The organism is Bradyrhizobium sp. SZCCHNR1015, from assembly GCF_032489875.1.
Lineage (GTDB): Bacteria > Pseudomonadota > Alphaproteobacteria > Rhizobiales > Xanthobacteraceae > Bradyrhizobium.
Genome location: NZ_JAUEYW010000005.1, coordinates 48,899 through 66,266 on the forward strand (window position 1 = coordinate 48,899; position 17,368 = coordinate 66,266).

The 17,368-nt window shown below is 65.2% G+C and carries 16 protein-coding genes; 3 read left to right on the top strand and 13 right to left on the bottom strand.

Features of this window, described 5'->3' with window-relative positions:
* Nucleotides 1–117: 117 nt before the first annotated feature.
* From QX128_RS10260 to QX128_RS10290, 7 genes are all read right to left on the bottom strand, one after another.
* Nucleotides 118–615, bottom strand: coding sequence for a TlpA disulfide reductase family protein (locus QX128_RS10260; RefSeq protein WP_315799717.1), 498 nt, complete (start codon nucleotides 613–615; stop codon nucleotides 118–120).
* Nucleotides 612–1,838: a sialidase family protein gene (locus tag QX128_RS10265; RefSeq protein WP_316237396.1), complete on the bottom strand. Its 1,227-nt coding sequence runs from the start codon at nucleotides 1,836–1,838 to the stop codon at nucleotides 612–614. The genes QX128_RS10260 and QX128_RS10265 overlap by 4 nt, the downstream gene beginning before the upstream one ends.
* An 8-nt stretch (nucleotides 1,839–1,846) precedes the next feature.
* Nucleotides 1,847–4,240 (bottom strand): TonB-dependent receptor family protein, encoded by a 2,394-nt coding sequence (locus QX128_RS10270; protein WP_316237397.1) that lies wholly within the window; start codon nucleotides 4,238–4,240, stop codon nucleotides 1,847–1,849.
* A gap of 93 nt (nucleotides 4,241–4,333) precedes the next feature.
* Nucleotides 4,334–4,801 carry a DUF2946 family protein gene (locus QX128_RS10275; protein WP_315799714.1) on the bottom strand — a complete coding sequence of 156 codons (468 nt, stop codon included), beginning with the start codon at nucleotides 4,799–4,801 and terminating at the stop codon, nucleotides 4,334–4,336.
* 39 nt (nucleotides 4,802–4,840) lie between these two features.
* Nucleotides 4,841–5,359 (bottom strand): copper chaperone PCu(A)C, encoded by a 519-nt coding sequence (locus QX128_RS10280; protein ID WP_316217862.1) that lies wholly within the window; start codon nucleotides 5,357–5,359, stop codon nucleotides 4,841–4,843.
* Between the two features lie 137 nt (nucleotides 5,360–5,496).
* Nucleotides 5,497–5,862: a DUF2946 family protein gene (locus tag QX128_RS10285; protein ID WP_315799712.1), complete on the bottom strand. Its 366-nt coding sequence runs from the start codon at nucleotides 5,860–5,862 to the stop codon at nucleotides 5,497–5,499.
* 531 nt (nucleotides 5,863–6,393) lie between these two features.
* Entirely contained in the window at nucleotides 6,394–7,239 is an 846-nt protein-coding gene (locus QX128_RS10290) for a metallophosphoesterase family protein (RefSeq protein WP_316217861.1), read from the bottom strand.
* A 197-nt stretch (nucleotides 7,240–7,436) separates the two neighbouring features.
* On the opposite strand from QX128_RS10290, the gene QX128_RS10295 reads away from it, so the two are divergent.
* From QX128_RS10295 to QX128_RS10305, 3 genes are read left to right on the top strand one after another with little or no spacing between them, the layout of a single operon-like run.
* A complete protein-coding gene (locus tag QX128_RS10295) occupies nucleotides 7,437–8,465 on the top strand; it encodes a sugar ABC transporter substrate-binding protein (RefSeq protein ID WP_316237398.1) in 1,029 nt (342 codons plus the stop codon).
* A 10-nt stretch (nucleotides 8,466–8,475) separates the two neighbouring features.
* Nucleotides 8,476–9,981, top strand: a complete 1,506-nt coding sequence (locus QX128_RS10300) for a sugar ABC transporter ATP-binding protein (protein WP_316181338.1) — start codon at nucleotides 8,476–8,478, stop codon at nucleotides 9,979–9,981.
* Nucleotides 9,982–9,991: 10 nt separating this feature from the next.
* A complete protein-coding gene (locus tag QX128_RS10305; protein WP_316237399.1) occupies nucleotides 9,992–11,029 on the top strand; it encodes an ABC transporter permease in 1,038 nt (345 codons plus the stop codon).
* Between the two features lie 280 nt (nucleotides 11,030–11,309).
* On the opposite strand, the gene mtnK is transcribed toward QX128_RS10305, so the two are convergent.
* The 6 genes from mtnK to nuoN form a co-directional block, all read right to left on the bottom strand.
* Nucleotides 11,310–12,611, bottom strand: coding sequence for an S-methyl-5-thioribose kinase (gene mtnK, locus QX128_RS10310; RefSeq protein WP_409997855.1), 1,302 nt, complete (start codon nucleotides 12,609–12,611; stop codon nucleotides 11,310–11,312).
* A 101-nt stretch (nucleotides 12,612–12,712) separates the two neighbouring features.
* Nucleotides 12,713–12,988, bottom strand: coding sequence for a DUF1467 family protein (locus tag QX128_RS10315; RefSeq protein WP_315799707.1), 276 nt, complete (start codon nucleotides 12,986–12,988; stop codon nucleotides 12,713–12,715).
* 15 nt (nucleotides 12,989–13,003) lie between these two features.
* Nucleotides 13,004–13,408: a methylmalonyl-CoA epimerase gene (mce, locus tag QX128_RS10320; protein ID WP_316181340.1), complete on the bottom strand. Its 405-nt coding sequence runs from the start codon at nucleotides 13,406–13,408 to the stop codon at nucleotides 13,004–13,006.
* A 46-nt stretch (nucleotides 13,409–13,454) separates the two neighbouring features.
* On the bottom strand, nucleotides 13,455–15,125 hold the full coding sequence (locus QX128_RS10325; protein WP_315799705.1) for a ribonuclease J: 1,671 nt from the start codon (nucleotides 15,123–15,125) through the stop codon (nucleotides 13,455–13,457).
* On the bottom strand, nucleotides 15,126–15,929 hold the full coding sequence (locus tag QX128_RS10330; protein WP_316237400.1) for a biotin--[acetyl-CoA-carboxylase] ligase: 804 nt from the start codon (nucleotides 15,927–15,929) through the stop codon (nucleotides 15,126–15,128).
* Nucleotides 15,930–17,357: an NADH-quinone oxidoreductase subunit NuoN gene (gene nuoN / locus QX128_RS10335; protein ID WP_316237401.1), complete on the bottom strand. Its 1,428-nt coding sequence runs from the start codon at nucleotides 17,355–17,357 to the stop codon at nucleotides 15,930–15,932. It abuts the gene before it with no gap.
* Between the last annotated feature and the right edge of the window lie 11 nt (nucleotides 17,358–17,368).

The window sequence follows — 17,368 nt, forward strand, 5'->3', positions numbered from 1 at the left end:
GCCGCCGGATTCCCAATCAATTTACCGGTTCCGCTGAAGTGGAGGATGAACGGCGCACGCCGCCGTGACGAGGCTCGCACTGGGCGCCCGGGCAGGATCCCGCGCGCCCTAGACGCCTTAGTGCCCCCGCCCCTGCTCCGACGACCATTTGTCGAGATCGCTGATCTCGGCGCTGCCTTCGATGGTCGAGACCACGCCCTCGCGGGTCACGAGCATCGTGCGCGGGATGTCGCCCTGCCAGGACGGATCGATCTCGAACCGGAGGCGCTCGACGTAACCGTCGTTGAAGATGAAGTTCTCCGCGGTGGTGAGACCGGCCTTGTCCAGCATGGCCTGGGTCGCGGCATCCAGATTCGGCACCAGGTCGGCGCTGACGGTGACCACGTCGATCTCGGGATGATCGGACATGAACTTGCCGAGCTGCGGCAGCTCGATCTTGCAGGGGCCGCAGGTGACGCCCCAGAAATGGATCAGTGTCGGACGACCCGCATGGGCCCGCAGCACCTCGCGCCAGGTGCCGCGCTCGAACGGCTTCAGCGACGGTGGAGCTGCGGTGCTCGACGCCGTCAAGGCGACGAGGCCAAAGATCGCAAGGGCGGCGAATGCGCGTGTCATGATTCATCTCCGATCGGCTGCAACCGATAGCCGTCCGACTTGGTCATCCAGGACAGGAAGATCTGCCTGCCATGGGCGACCAGGAGCGGATGATCCGACGCATTGTCCGTGCTGGCAAGCGCGCGCGGCTTCGACCACGTCTCGCCATCGTCACGGGATTGCATCACCATCACCGTGGTGCGCTCGCCATCGAACTCCTTCCACACCAGCGTCGTGGTGTCCTGGGTCGCGAGCATATAGGGTCGCGTCGGATTGCGGTCGGCCTGGCCGATCGCCATCGGTTCCGAGAACGTCCGGCCGCCGTCGCGCGAATGCGCGTAGAACAGCCCCTTGCGAACCTTGCCGCTGGTGAACCAGGCGACATGATAGGTGCCGGTCGGCGCCACGGTCAGGCTCGGACCCTGATGCGGGCAGGCCTTGATCTGCCAATCATCGGTGCTGACCCGGTAGACCTCGCCGGGGGTGCCGAGGTCGCTGAACGTGATCACGGCGTGGTCGCGCACGCTGCCTTCGAAGATGTTGCGGAACATCACCACCGGACGTCCCGGCCCCGCGAAGGCAACGCCGAGCCGGCAACATTCGCAGGTGTTGTCCTGGACCAGCGTCGCTTCGGCATAGGTGGCGCCGCCATCGCGCGACGAGGAGAAGTACAATGCCGCCCCCTCGTACGAGCGCCCTGCGGCCTTGGCCGGCACCCGGTTGCGCTTGTCGAGCCACGCCACGAAGACGGTGCCATCCTGGTCCAGCGCCAGCGCCTCGAAGCGCTGGCTTTCGTTGTTCGACGTGATCGGACGGGGCGCCGCGAAGCTCTTGCCGCCATCCTCCGACCTGGAGTACAGCACCTGCCCGTTGAACGCCTGGTCGCGGAAGATCGAGAACGCCACCGCTATAACGCCTTTGCGATCGACCACCAGCTTCGGCCGGGCATCGGGCCCCCAGTCGAGATTGAGCTGCTGCTCGGTGACCGGCGCGGCGGCGGAATACGTTTTCCCGCCGTCGGTCGAGCTCGCCACCGACACCCGTCCTCCGGCCATCCAGACGAGCCAGAGCTTGCCGTCTTCAGCGAAGAATGGCGTCACCTTCGTGGCGCATCGGAGCTCGGTGCCCTCGCATGCCGCCTCCGACCCGTGCTGGTGCGCCATCTGGGCTCGGGCGGTGAGCGGACAAAGCATGGCGATCGCCAGCCCGACGAGCCCGCTCCGAAGCCGTGCGATCCTTGTCATTTCGGCCCTCATCTGAATGCCACCTTCATCCCGGCCAGGAACGCGCGCGGCGAGCCGGCGTAGATCGTTCCCGTGCCTGCCAGTCCCTGCACGCCGGCGCCCGTCACCGTATTCTGCAGGTTGTTCGCGGAGGCGATGTAAGTGCGGTCGAACACATTGCGGACTTCGAAGAAGACGTTCATCGACTTGAACGTGTCCGAGGCAAGCTCGGTCTTGTAGTGAACGTTCAGATTGACGAGCTCGTAGCCCGGCGCCTTCAGCAAATTCGCATTGTCCATATAGAACGAGTCCTTCCACTGGACCTCGACGAACGCACCAAGTCCCGCGAACCGCCCGCTGTCGTGATCGTATCCGAGCCGCGCGGTCAGCTCGTTCGGCGAGATGCCGGGAATCTTGTTGCCGGCGCGGTTGAAGCCGAACAGGTTGCTGCCGTTCACAAGGTTCTCAGAATACTCGGTGTAGACTTGGTCGAGGTAGGTGTAGGCAGCGGTGAACCGCCAGCCCGGCAGGACCCGCCAATCGGCCGCCAATTCGACGCCGCGATGCTCCGAACGCGGTGCGTTGAAGGTGTAGAACGTGTTCTGCGTCCCTGTGACGGCCTGGGTGACGATCTCGTTGCGGAAGAACTCGTAGAAGCCCGTTGCGCTGAGGGTCAGAGACCGGTTCGGCGTCCAGTCGAACCCCACGTCGTAGCCCAGATTGGTCTGCGACTTCAGCTGCGTGTTGTTGCCGAAATCGCCGGTCGGCAGCACGAACAGGTTGGAGACCTGCGGCGTGCCGTACCCGGTGGCGACGCGAGCTCGCAGCAGCCAGTCGCTATTCACCCTGTAGAGCAGTGCCAGCTCGGGGGCGAGATTGTCGAACTGCCGGTCCGCCGTCGTGATCGTGGTCGTCGTTGCCGTCGCGCCGTAGGTGTAGGCGGTGTTCACGCCGCGCAGATGGGTGCGCTCCCAGCCGAGACCGGCCACCCCCGTCAGTGCCGACGTCAACTTGAGCTCCTCGCGGGCTTGCAGGCCGTAGTTGGTGGTCTCGCTCCAGGTGTTGGCCGAGAGGCCGCCGAGCGCTGCGTTGCCGCCGGGCACGACGAAGCGCGTATCTCCGGACGCGGTCAGCGTGTTGTAGAACGCGCCGAAGAAGGCGGTCGATTCCAGCCCGAAGATCTCTCCCCTCTTGGTGATGTCGCTCATGTAGTTGTAGGACGGATAGTCGCCGATCGCGCTGGTCGATCCTGTCGGCTGGCTGATGTTGCGGTCGTCGAACACGAACTGGTTGCGCCAGGTCGTGTCGTTGTCGAAGTCGTGCTCCCAGCGGCCGCCGACGATCGTGCGTCGATCGTTGCGGCCGAGCCCCGCCTGCAACGCGGTCTCCTGATCAACCCCACCGAGCGTATTGATTCCGTTCTTGTTGAGCCCGACGGTCGCGCAGCCGGCCGCCATAGACGTTCTCGTGGTGCAGCCCTGCTGATATGGGTTCTGATAGTACTGGCTCAGCGTGTATCGAATCGGCAGCCGCGTAAACAGGTCGTTGTTGATGATCTTGACCGTGAAGCGGTCATCCGGCGTCGCCTTGTAGGTGCCGAGGAAGTTGACCGTCTGGGTGTTGAACCAGCCGTTGCCGAGATAGCCGTCGCCGCGGACGTCGCTGGTGAACAACGAGCCCTCGAAATTGCCGACCTTCTTGCCGAAGGTCATGTAGTTGCTGAGATAGCCGAAGCTGCCGCCCTCGCTGCCGATCTCCGCGCCGTCGATGCTGCCGCCCGGACGGGTGCGGAAGTTGATGGCGCCTCCGGTCGCATAGTTGCCGTAGAGCGCCGAGGACGGGCCGCGGATGACGTCGACCGCGCCATAGGCGTGGGGATCGATCAGGTCGCTGCGCGACAGCCCGTCCGGCTGCGTGACGGGAAAGCCATCCTCGAACAGCGCGATGTTGCGGATGCCGAAGCCGTTGCGGGCGTTGGAGCCTCGGATCGAGATGCCGAGATCGCGCGGTCCGTTGCCCTGCTTGAGCGAAACACCGGGGCTTTCGCGCAGGATGTCGCCGACGGAAAACGCAGGCCGGTCATCGTAGCGGCTGCGGTCGATGGTGGTTGCGGTCTGGCCGGACGGCGACTGGCTGAGCTGGTTGCGGGCGGCGCCGACAGCCGAGGCTGGGTCGGACACCGCTCCTCCCGGCCCGGAGCTGCCGGCCACGGATGCGCCGGCCGGCTTCGGCGCGCGGGGGCGGACGGAGGCGGCCTGCACAACCGGCTTGCGCACGGTCCGTTGTGGTGCTGCACGCGGCGCGTCGACGGTGACGGACGGCAATTCCTTCTCGGTCTCGGCGCGCGCGATCGTGGCCGGTTGCAGCAGCATGAGCTGCAAGGCGACCACGCTCACGCCACCCAGGGCATGACGACGGAACATGTTTGACTTCCCCGATGCCGGCTCTACACGGCCGGTCTTCCTGGTTCAAAACGGATCGGCGCGCTGCTGCGGCGCCGACGACGAGTTCTGTGCTCAGGAGGGGAACGGGGGTCCTCTTGGTTGCGCCTGCGCCCGGGCGAGGAGATGAACGAGGCGGAGCTCGCGCGCAGTCCAGACGATGGACGCCGTCAGACGCAGCGGAGCCGCATCGAATGGCGCCGGCGGCGCATCGAGCGCCGCAGCGGCGTGCAGCACGCAGCACATGACGCAGTCAAGGCCGCAGGCAGCGCGGTCGGTATCACCATTAGAGGGCGCCGCATCCGTCTCGGCATGGCAGATCGCCGTCCCGCCGAACGGATCGACCGTCACGATCGTCGCTGCCGTCAGGGCGGACGCCGCCACTGGCGCCAACACCTGCAACAGCATTGCTAGCAGCGCGACCGGCAGATATCGGACGAACTTCTGACGGACATTGGCAGGACGTCGGGTGCGGTCGGCCGCCAGCAGCCGGCTCGCGCGCGAGCCGGCTATCATGGCGGCGTTCAACACCCGTTGCGTCATCGAGGCCGGCCTCTCCGTCGGAGCCGCAGAGCGCCCGGCCTACATCTTCATGCCGGAATGATCATGCTGCTTCATCATGCCGCCGCCCTCGCCGCCTGGTGCCTTGGCGCCGACCGCCTGCACCTCGAGCGTCACGGCCACCTTGCCGGCCTTCTCGAACTCCAGCGTGACCGGCAGCTTGTCGCCCTGCTTCAGCGGGCTCTTCAGCTCCATCAGCATCAGGTGATAGCCGCCCGGCGCCAGCGCGACGGTCTTGCCCGGCTCGATCGTGAGTCCCTTGTCGAGGGGACGCATGGTCATGACGCCGTTGGTGACGGCCATCTCGTGAATCTCGACTCGCCCGGCGACGTCGCCGGTCACCGCGACGAGGCGGTCGGGCGCGCTGCCCTTGTTCTCGATGGTCAGATAGCCGGCGCCCGTCTTGGCGCCGCCCGGCGTGGCGCGGCTCCAAGGCTGGGTGATGACGAGGTCACCGGCCTTCACGTCGGCGGCCAAGGCGGCGGAAGATCCTCCCAACAGGAGAGCGAATGCGAGCAGAGAGCGTCCGAGGAAGGTCATGTCGATTATCCTTCTTGTCTTGGCGGCGATGCGCCAGCTTGGTTGATCGGCGCATGTCCGCACGGCGATCGCCGCGCAGACAACGCAGGTCATGGTGATGTGATTTGGGAGGTCAGGGCCGCACGACGGCCAGCGCGTCACGCTGCGGGCGGAGCCCGTGCCTGCGCGTTCGAAAAAGCCTTGGTGATCCCGTCAGCCCGGTCACCGGCGCGCCACACGACCTCGCCCGAATCGCGTTGCGGAACGGCGATGGTGGAGAGCTCTGGCCCATCCAGTGTGACCGGCTGCGCCAGGCAGCACAGCGAACAACCGTGGAGCGCAGGGCTCGCCGGCGACCCATCGTCAATCGGCTGGGAACCCAGCTGGCCGTGGCAGATCTCAAGTCCGTACAGGGGATCGGCCGCGGCTGATGCCGCCGCCCAGGCAACACCGATCGGCGCCAGGATCTGCACCATCAGTGCGATCAGCATGATCGGGAGAAACGCCTGCAGCCGCTGCCGCATCAAAGCCTGCCAAATGAACCGAATTCTTGTGCCCGAGTGGACGCCCGGAGTCGAGGTCGCGCAGGGCACAGTCGGCACATTTCGCCAGCGGTCGTTGATTAAGAACAATCCCGCCGCGCCTCAGGGGCCGCCGTCAAATACGGTAACTTGGCACCTATCACGAGAAAACACGAAAATAAAACTCGTCAATTGCAAGCACTTACCGATCATTTCAGGAAGTGCGCGAAATTTGAACAATCGTTGCCGAAAAGGATGACAAACGCAAAAAGATCGTCTACGAATTTGGGCCTCAGGCTAACGCTTGCGGAAGTCTGGTGGTCCAAGTCTCGGGAGGAGCCCTGGCGCGCAACAAGCAGCGTCACCCCGCTTAACAAGATCAAATCTGAACTTGCGGGATATCTAAAGGGTCGACACAATTTCCGAGCAGGGCCCGCTGCCCTGCTCTATTTTTTTTGCAGTCCTCGCAGGGCAGCCACCGTCTTCATGACGGTATTGCGGGCCGCATGAACGCCACCTGAACACGCCACCACCTCAAGCCACCGCAGCCGTCGCGAAGCGTGTCAATGGCGCACGCCACCGCGCCTTGGCCTTTGGCCAAGGCAACGTCACCGACAGCGGTTCGCGGCCCGTCACGCTCCAGCGCAACGAACCATCGCCGATATCGAGAAGGCCAGCCGCTTCGGCTGGATCGCCCGAGATGAACGTCTCGGTCAGCGACTGCAACGTCAGATGCGGTGTGCCATCGACCGTCGTCATCGTATTCCAATGGACATGCCCGGCGAGCGCGACGATCGGGCAAGGCGCATCCGCGATCGCCGCGCGGATCGCATCGGTCTCGGCATAGGCCGCGTGTTCCGGATTGGCTTCGAAGTAGTAGTTGCCGGTCTGAGCCTGTCCTGACAGCGGCACGTGGCTGACGAGCAGGGTCGGCCGGTCATCCTGGGCAAGCAGCTGGACCAACGCGCCGAGATCGCCCGCGGAGAGGCGAAAGCCACGGCTCCGCGTCAGACTCACGTCGGGTTGCCAGAACACACATCTGACATCGCCGATGATCAGAGCCCGCGACCCGCACGGACGATCCATGATCGCTTCATTGTCGGCGAGACTGAGCAATGCGAGATCATGATTGCCACTGACATGATGATGCGCCGGCGCAAGCTTTGCGAAACACGTCGCGACGTCGCTTTGCAGCAGACGATCGCGCTCGGGATCTTCGTCGGAAATCCGGTCGCCGAGATCGATGACCGCAGCGATGTTTTCGGCGTTCATCTGCGTGACGAAGCGCTCGAGCAATGGCAGCGCCACCGATCCACGCTTCGTCTGCGTATCCCGGCCGTGATGGATGTCGGCGATCACGGCGATGCGTGTCGTTGCCAAAGGCTCTCTCCCAAAGCTGCGCTGCCGCGTACCACGGGTGCATCACGGTTTTCTGACATTGCGCGTGCAGCGCGAAAGCCATCCAGTGCAACGCACAACATCCGGCTGTGGCGTGATGAATTGGGTTGTGAAACACTGCAGATCTTGGCGGCGCGATCAATGACGCCGCCGGACAACGATGGGACAGGGAGCACGGGATGCCCGGCACTGACAAAACGTCCGAGAAAACGACCAGGCGCGATCTTCTCCAGGCGGCGACGGCCGCGGGCTCTGCGGCCGCGCTGCTCGCCGGCTTCGGCATCAATCCGGCGATGGCCGCCGAGATGGGCCGTTCCGAAAAGCCGCTCAAGGCAGCGTTCTCCAATGCCGGACTGCAGGCGACCTGGTGCGCCCAGGGCAAGCAGGCCGCGGAATGGTGGGGCAAGCTGCTCAACGTCGAGGTCACCTGGTTCGACGGCCAGCTCGATGCGGTGAAACAGCGCGCCGCGATCGACAACATGGCGTCGCAGAAGTGGGATTTCGTCGCCATCCAGGCGTTCGGCATCGGCACCCTGACCCAGCCGGTGCAGAAGATGATCGACGCCGGCATTCCCGTCATCGACATGGACACGCTGATCGCCCCGCTCGATCAGATCAATGTCCACTCCTTCCTCGCACCCGACAACGAGTTCATGGGCGCATCCGTCACCCAGGCGTTGGCGAACGCGATGGGCGGCAAGGGCAAGATCATCATGACGCAGGGCGCGCTCGGCCATACCGGCGCACAGGGCCGCGCCAAGGGCTTCAATTCGGTGATCAAGCAGTTCCCGAACATCGAGGTGCTGGACACGCAGCCGGCCGACTGGGACGTGTCGAAGGCGGCGCGGCTGTGGGAGACCTATCTCACGAAATATCCGCAGATCGACGCGGCGTTCTTCCACAATGACGACATGGCGCTTGCCGCCTACAACATCATGAAGGCGCGCAACCGCACCAACATCCTGATCGGCGGCGTCGACGCCATGCCGCCTGCGATCCAGGCGGTCAGCGACGGCCGCATGTTCGCGACCGTGCGCAATCCGTCCTGCCGCATCCACGGCGGCGCGATCGTGGCCGGCGTCGCGGCGGTCACCGCCGGCGAGAAGAGCGGCAAGGGCATTCCGAAGCATGTCATCACCGACGGTCCGGTCGTGACCAAGGCGAATGCCGCGGGCATGCAATGGATGGAGGATCATTTCCTGATCTGAAGTCCCTCCCATGTCGAACAGCCGCCCGCCGCTTCTGGAACTGCAGGACATCACCAAGTCGTTCGGCGGCGTCACCGCGTTGCGCGGCGTCGACTTCACGCTTCGCCCCGGCGAGATCCATGGTCTCGTCGGGGAGAACGGCGCCGGCAAGAGCACGCTGATGAAGATCATCGCCGGCGTGCATACCGGATTCTCCGGCCGCTTCCTGCTCGACGGCCGCGAGGTTCACTTCAACTCTGCCCGGGATGCCCGTGCAGCCGGCATCGCCATGGTCCATCAGGAGCTGAGCGTCGCCCCGGATCTCACGGTGGCCGAGAACGTGTTTCTCGGCAACCAGCCGACCAATGCGCTGGGCATCGTGCAGTGGCGCCGGATGGCGCGCGAGGCCGCCGAGCAGCTCAAGCGCCTTGGCATCGACGCCGATCCGATGAGCCGGCTCGGCGATCTCCCGATCGGCGTGCAGCAGCTGATCGAGATCGCGCGCGTGCTGTTCTCCGGCGCGCGCATCATCATCCTGGACGAGCCGACCTCGGCGCTGTCGCCGCCCGAAGTCGAGCGGCTGTTCGCGGCGCTGCGCAAGCTACGCGAGCAAGGCACGGGGATCATCTTCATCTCGCACTTTATCGAGGACATCCTGCTGATCTCCGACGAGGTCACGGTGTTCCGCAACGGCCGCAAGATCATGGAGACGCGTGCCGCGGACACCAGCAAGGCCGCGCTGATCGAGGCCATGATCGGCAAGGGACGCGATGCGCTGGAGGACAGCTACACCCACGACATCACCCTGCCCGCGCCGACGGCCGGCAAGCCCGTGGTCGTCGAAGCCGACGGCCTGTCGCTGGCGCGCAATCTGAAGCGCGTCTCGTTCGCCGTGCGTGCCGGCGAGGTGCTCGGCATCTACGGCTTCATGGGCTGCGGTCAGCTCGAGCTGGCGCGGATCCTGTTCGGCAAGCTTGCACCTGACGCCGGCGAGTTACGAATCGCCGGCCAGCGTAACCGCTTCAAGAGCACGGCGGATGCGCGCCGCGCCGGCATCGCCTTCGTGCCGGAGAGCCGCCGCGACATGCTGTTCCTGCAGGAGCCCGTCTACAAGAACGTCTCGATCAGCATCCTCGACCGAATCAACGCGGTGCTGCTGAAGCCCGCACACGAGCGCGCGCTCGCGAAGCGCCAGGTCGAGCAGTTGCAGATCCGGCCTGCCGATGTCGAGATCGACCTCGGCCTGCTCTCCGGCGGAAACCAGCAGAAGGTGGCGCTCGCCAAATGGCTCAGCCATCCGCCGCGGCTCCTGGTGTTGTGCGAACCGACGCGAGGCATGGATGTCGGCGCCAAGAGCGACGTCATCCAGATCGTGCGGCAACTGCGCGACCAGGGCATCGCCGTGATCGTGCTCTCGACCGAGCCGGAGACCGTGCTGTCGCTGGCCGATCGCGTCATCGTGCTCAAGCGCGGCGAGGTCGTGCGCGAATTCGCCGGCGAGACCATCAGCAAAGACCGTCTGCTCGAGGCGGCGTAGGGAGATTGTCATGGCGCATGGCGAGACCGTTCCGATGCCGGAGGCGCAGCCGCGGCGCGCCGGCGGGGTCGCAGCGCTGCTGCGCACGCAGATGCGCAACATCGCGCCGTTCCTGACGCTGATCTTCCTCACCGCGTTCTTCGCGATCGCAAGCCCATCTTTCGCAACGCTCGACAATGTCGGCAACATCCTGACCCAGGTATCGGTCACCGGCATCATTGCGGTGGGCCTCACCTTCGTCATCCTGTGCGCGGAGATCGACCTGTCGATCGCCGCCATCGCCAACGTCACCGGCATCGCCGTGGCCTACTTCACCCTGCAGGAGTCCTACGTCAACATCGCCAACCTGCCGATGCCCGGCTTTGCCGCCATCCTGCTCGCGCTGGCGCTGTGCGCGCTGCTCGGCGTGGTCAACGCCTTCGGCCTGACCGTGATCGGCATTCCCTCGTTCATCATGACGCTCGCGATGATGCAGATCGCCGCAGGCATCTCGGCGATGCTGGTGCGCGGCCAGATCGCCTACAAGGTCCCGCCCATCATCACGACGCTCGGTTCAGGCTCGATCGCGGGCGTGCCCTGGATCGTGATCGTGGCGGCGCTGATGCTGCTGCTCGGGCACCTCGTGCTGACCTACACGCGGTTCGGCCGCTACGTCTACATGGTCGGCGGCAACCGCGAGGCGGCGGAATATTCCGGCCTGAACGTCAAGCTGATCCTCGGCAGCGTGATGGTGATCTCGGCCGTGTGCTCGGGAATCGGCGGCATGCTCGGCGTGGCGCATTTCGGCAGCGCGCAGCAGAACGAGTTCGACACCTACCTGCTGGACTCGATCGCCGCCGTCGTGGTCGGCGGCACCAGCCTGTTCGGCGGCCGCGGCGGGATCGGCAACACCATCGTCGGCCTGTTCGTGCTCGGCGTCCTCAACAACGGCCTCGACCACGTCAACATCGACAGCTTCCTGAAAATCCTGATCCGCGGCCTGATCCTGCTGGCGGCACTGGTGATCAACGTCTACGCACAACGGCTGCGGGCCAAGGCGGCGGACTAACTGGGATGCCGTAGGGTGGGCCGCCGCCCGCAGGGCGGCAGCGTGCCCACCGTCCATCAGCAAGCTTGGTGCGAAAATGGTGGGCGCGGCGCGGGAAAGAACGAGGCCGAGCTGATGCATCGCGGCGCGCCTTTGCCCAGCCTACGCACCTGCTTCCATCATTGCGAGCGAATTGACATGTCCGCCGAAGGCGTAGGCGGAAGCAATCCAGGGCGTCACGCGCGCCTCCGGATTGCTTCGTCGCTTCGCTTCTCGCGGTGACGGGAGCCTCTGTCGAGGTCTAGAACCCCGGCTGCCAATGACGCAGCTCGCGCGCGGCCTTCGTTACCGTGTCGATCGACGTAAACGATGCCGTCTCAAGCATCAGCGTCCGCGCGAGCCGCAGCGCCCTCGCCTCACACACCGCGCGCTGCTTGGCATCCTCGATCAGCTCGAAGTCGATGTTGTGCGCGAGACCCAGGATGCGGCGGATGATCTTCGCCGCCGTGAAGCCGACGGCATCCTGGAACAATCCGGCCATGTATGCCTGACGCTCCGTCTCCAGCCGTGTCGCTCCCGCCTCGCCCGGAAACAGCGACGGCGGATAGGCATCACCGGTCGCCTCACTCCGCCACAGTGCCAGGAACTTGTCGACAAACCCGGTCCAGACTTCATCGACAGTCGCAAGCACCCAGCTTTCGAAGGCGTCCCTACTACCGCGCTCCTGCTCATGTCCTTCGGAGGCGAAATACGCCATCAGCAAATTGGCCAGCACGGCACCGACGTCAAAACCCATCGGGCCGTAGAAGGCGAATTCCGGATCGATCACCCGGGTCTCGGTATTCGTCACCATGATCGATCCCGTGTGCAGATCGCCATGGATCAGCGCCTCGGCGCATGACAGGAATTTCAGCTTGAGCCGGGAGATCGCGACGTGCAGATCGAGATCGGCACGGATCTCGGCGGCCGTGGCGTCGAGCCACGGTGACGTCCAGCGATTCTGCTCGGCGATGCGATAGGGGTCGGTGAAGATCAGGTCCTCGGTGATCTTGCACAGCGCATGATTGCCGGCAAAGCTCGCAATCGCATCCTTCTTCGCGGCGGCAGACAGCGCGAGGTCGGACGAGAAGAACAGCGTCCGCGCCATGAAGGTCGTGATGTGATCGACGAAGGCCGGGTAGATCGTGCCCGCGACCAGTCCCCTGCGCATGATGATGTGCGGCTCGAGCAGCTCCATCGCCGTCAGCGCCAGCGCCGGATCATGGTGAATGATGGCCGGCACGAGGCCGGGGCCAAGGCGGTTCTGATACGTCAGCGCCAGATGCTCATAGTGGGCGCGTGACAGCGGCAGCGGCCAACTCTCGCCGACCAGCCGCACGTAAGGCAACGCCTGCTTCACTGCGAGTCCGCCGGACGATCCCTTGACGATGAAGACCAGGTTGAGGTTGCCATCGCCGACCTCGGTGATCGACCAGCGCTCAGCCGATCCGCCGAGTTGCCCTGCGACCGAAGGAATCCCCGCGAGATGGTTTCGAAGATCAATCTCGTTCAGAATGCGATAGCCCGATGGCGTCCCGTTCCGGGCCTCGGCCGATGTCATCACGCGCAACCTCCCTGTCGGTCTTGTTTTGACCTCCTATAGCAAAAAAGCCGACGCGCGTCCGCGCATCGGCTTCGAGAGGACGTTGTGCGATGCGAGCGCGGCTAGAACGGAATTCCCATCAGCCGTGACAGCCGCTCGATGCTGAGATAGCCGGCCTGATAGGCCAGGAGCGCCAGGCCGAACACGACCGCCGACAACAGCGTGGTCCAGATCAAGCGGCGCCCCATCAGGCTGATGGTCGGCGCGCCGGGATCGGTGCCGGGCGAACCGCCGCCCGTCTCGTGCTGGCTACGCACGCCGAACGGCAGGGTCACGAACAGCATGACCCACCACAGCACGAAGTAGATCGCAAGCCAGGTTGAGATGATGTAGGCCATGATTGCCCCCGCTGCTCAGGCCTGCTCGATCTCGACGAGCGCGCCGGAAAAATCCTTCGGATGCAGGAACAGCACCGGCTTGCCATGGGCGCCGATCTTCGGCTGGCCGTCGCCGAGCACGCGGGCGCCCTCCTTGATCAGCGTGTCGCGCGAGGCGATGATGTCGGCCACCTCGTAGCAGACGTGATGGATGCCGCCATCCGCATTGCGCTCGAGGAATTTGGCGATCGGTGACGCCTCGCCCAGCGGCTGGATGAACTCGATCTTGGTGTTGGGCAGGGTCACAAACACGGTGATCACGCCATGCTCCGGCAGCGGCACCGCGGGGGAGATCTCGGCACCGAACGCCGCGCCATAAATCCTGGCAGCCTTTTCGGCGTCCTTGACCGCGATGGCGACGTGGTTGAGCCGGCCCAGCATGACATCCTCCACTTTTTCTTTTGAACGGCCGTTCTGTTGGCCCGCGTCAGACTTCCAAGACATGGACGAGGCAGATCGGCTTCTTGCCCCACTGCTCGTTCACCGTCGAGCGCACCGCCCGCCGCACGGATTCCGCCGCGGCATCGGGATCACGACGCCGCGCGCGTGGCAGTCCTTCGAAGGTCGAGACGACCGCGTCGAACACGATGTCGTCCATCGCCTCGCCTGCCGCATTCTTCTCGGGGATGCCGACCATGTCGACTTCGGGATCGTCGGCCAGCTCGCCCTTCTCGGTGATGGCGAGCGCGACGAAGATGCAGCCGGCAAAGGCCATCTTGCGGCGCTCGACCACGGCGCGCGATTTCGAGTCCTCGACGATGCTGCCGTCCTTGTAGAGCCGTCCCGCCGGCAGTTCGTCGATGATCCCGGGATCACCGGGGCCGAGCTTGACCAGGTCGCCGTTGCGGCAGGTGATCACCTTCGGCACGCCGCAGGCGCGCGCCAGCCTCGCATGCTCATGCAGATGCAACGCTTCGCCATGCACGGGGATCAGGAGCTGCGGCCGCGTCCACGCGATCATGTCGCGCAGCTCGTCGCGGCGCGGATGGCCGGAGACATGAACCAGATGGTTGCGGTCGGTGATGATCTCGATGCCCTGCTGCACCAGCCCGTTGATGACGGCACCGACCGCCTTCTCGTTGCCGGGAATGGTGCGCGACGAGAAGATGACGGTGTCGCCCTTGTTCAGCGTCACCAACGGATGGTCGTCATTGGCGATGCGCGCCAGCGCGGCGCGCGGCTCGCCCTGGCTGCCGGTGCACAGCGCCAGCACCTTGTCCGCGGGGAAGTGGCCGTAGAGATCCATGCCGCGGAAGTTCTGCACGCCGTCGAGATAGCCGGTTTCGCGCGCGACCTGGACCACCCGCTCCATGGCGCGGCCGACGATGACGACCTCGCGCTCCGCCTCACGCGCTGCCTCGGCGACAGCGCGGATGCGCGCGACGTTGGAGGCAAAGGTGGTGACGGCGACGCGGCCCTTCGCTTCCTTCACCAAAGCCGCGATCGTCTTGGCGACTTCGGCCTCGGAAGGCGAGCGTCCCTCGCGCACCGCGTTGGTGGAGTCGCCGATCAGCGCCAGCAGCCCGGCGTCGCCGAGCTCGCGCAGCCGCTTCTCATCGGTCGGCGCACCCAGCACCGGCGTCGGATCGATCTTCCAGTCGCCGGTGTGCAGGACGGTACCGACCTCGGTATGGATCGCCAGCGCATGCGATTCCGGAATCGAATGCGCGACGGGGATGAACTCGACGTTGAACGGACCGATATCGACGCGGCCGCCGGAAGGAATCACCTTGACCGGAATCTTGGCCGGCAGGCGCTCGGCCTCGCACTTGGCCTCGAACAAAGCGGCGCTGAACTTGGTCGCGTAGATCGGGCATTTCAGCCGCGGCCACAGGTCGATGATCGCGCCGAAATGGTCCTCATGCGCATGGGTCAGCACGAGACCGACGAGGTTGTTGCGCTCTTTCTCCAGGAAAGCGACGTCGGGCATGATCAGGTCGATGCCCGGCAGATGCTCCTCGTCGCCGAAGGAGACGCCGAGATCGATCGCGAGCCAGGACCGCTGGTGGCGGTTGCCGAGGCCGTAGATCGACAGGTTCATGCCGATCTCGCCGACGCCGCCGAGCGGTGCAAAAGTCAGTTCGTCGGGACGTGCCATCTAGACCGCTCCTTGGGAGGCGACCGAGCCGAAATGAACATCGCCTGCCGTGATCGGCTCCAATCGTCCCTCCGCGGTCCGCACCAGCATACAACCCTGTTCGTCGATCGTGTCGAAAATCCCCTCGATGATAGCATGTCCGGACCTGATGGCGACGGGCTGCCCGAGGCCGGCCGCCCGCTCCAGCCAGAGCCGGCGAATATCACCGAAGCCCCGGCCCTCGTTCCAGATGCCGAAATATTCGACCCAGGCGTCAGACAAGGCCGCGAACAAATCCTCGGCAGCCACCTGGATGCCGAGGTCCGCCAACGAGACCGCCGGTGTCGGGGTATCCGGCGGCGCCGCCACCACGTTGGTTCCGATGCCGGCAACCACGGCGAGCCCGCCAGCCACCTGCTCCGCTTCGAGCAGCATGCCGACGATCTTGCGGCCGTCGGCCAACACGTCGTTGGGCCATTTCAACGCAAAGGCCACGCCGCCTCCGGACCGCAGCGCAGCCTCGAGGCTCACCTGGCGCAACGCGACCTCGATGGCCAGGCCCGCGGCGAAGCCGAGGGTGGCGGCCACGGCGGGAGCCACGTTCAGCACTTCGAGCACGCTCGAGGCCAGATTGCCGCGCGGCGCGATCCACGGACGCTGGCGACGGCCGCGCCCGGCCGTCTGCTCCGACGTGACGAACCAGCACCGCGCCTTGCCGCCCTCTCTGGCCGACTTCAGCGCCTCGACGTTGGTCGACCCCGCCTGATCGAACGTGACGAGCCCGTAACCTGCCGCAGCGGCACGGGACCCGAGAGCAAACGCCATCTAGAACAGCGACTTCGCCGCGGCCGCAGCCGCGCTGACCAGCGGGCCGGGATAGGCGAAGAACAGGATGTTGAAGATGCCGGAGATCGCGAGCACCGTGCGCAGCTCGATCCTGACCGGATCGAGCGTCGGCAGCGGCTCGTCGAAATACATCGTCTTGACGATGAGCAGATAATAATAGGCGCCGACCACGCTGGTCAGCACGCCGATCACCGACAGCGTGAACAGCCCGCCCTTGATGGCGGCGACGAACACGTACCATTTCGCGAAGAAGCCCGCGAGCGGCGGAACGCCGGCCAGCGAGAACAGCAGCATCGCGAAGAAGAAGGCGAGCAGCGGATTGGTGCGCGACAGCCCCGAGAAATCGCTGATCTTCTCGAACGACTGGCCGTTCCGCTTGATCGCCATGATCACCGCGAAGGAGCCGAGCGTCATCGCGACATAGATCGCGATGTAGGTCAGCACGCCCTGCGCGCCCTCGACCGTGCCTGCGGCGAGGCCGACCAGCGCGAAGCCCATATGGCCGATCGACGAGTAGGCCATCAGGCGCTTGATGTTGGTCTGTCCGATCGCGGCGAACGAGCCGAGCGCCATCGAGGCGATCGAGACGAACACGATGATCTGCTGCCATTGGAAGGTGATGCCCGGGAACGCCGTCAGCGCGACGCGCGCGAACACGGCGATCGCCGCGACCTTGGGCGCGGAGGCGAAGAACGCCGTCACCGGGGTGGGCGCGCCCTCATAGACGTCCGGCGTCCACATGTGGAACGGCACCGCCGAGACCTTGAAGCACATGCCGGCGAACAGGAAGACGAGGCCGAAAATGATGCCGACGCTGCCGGTCTTGGTGGCAGCCGCGATCCCGGCAAAGCTCACCGTGCCGGTGAAGCCGTAGATCAGCGAGGCACCATAGAGCAGCATGCCCGACGACAGCGCACCGAGCACGAAGTACTTCAGGCCGGCCTCGGTCGACTTGACGTTGTCACGATGGCTGGCCGCGACGACGTAGAGCGCGAGCGACATCAGCTCGAGACCCAGATACAGCGAGATCAGGTCGCCGGCCGAGATCAGGACAAGCATGCCCAAGGTCGACAGCAGCACCAGGATTGCATATTCGAAGATGCGGCGGTCCGGCTTGGACAAGAATTCCGCCGACATCACCAAAGTCGCGATCGAGCCGATGATCGCCAGGATCTTCAGGAAGCGCGCGTAGCTGTCAGCGATGAAGCTGCCGCCGAAGGCCTGGCCGCCCGGCTGCCTGAAGACGAGGATGCCGACCACGATCAGCAGAGCAACCGCCAGCCAGGTGACGAGCCCCGTCGTCCCCTGCCCGCGAAACGCGCCCAGCATCAACAGCGCCATGGCCCCCACGGCCAACAGCAGCTCCGGCAGCACCACCCAAAGCTGAGGCCCAAGATTCTCGATCATCGTCTCTGTCC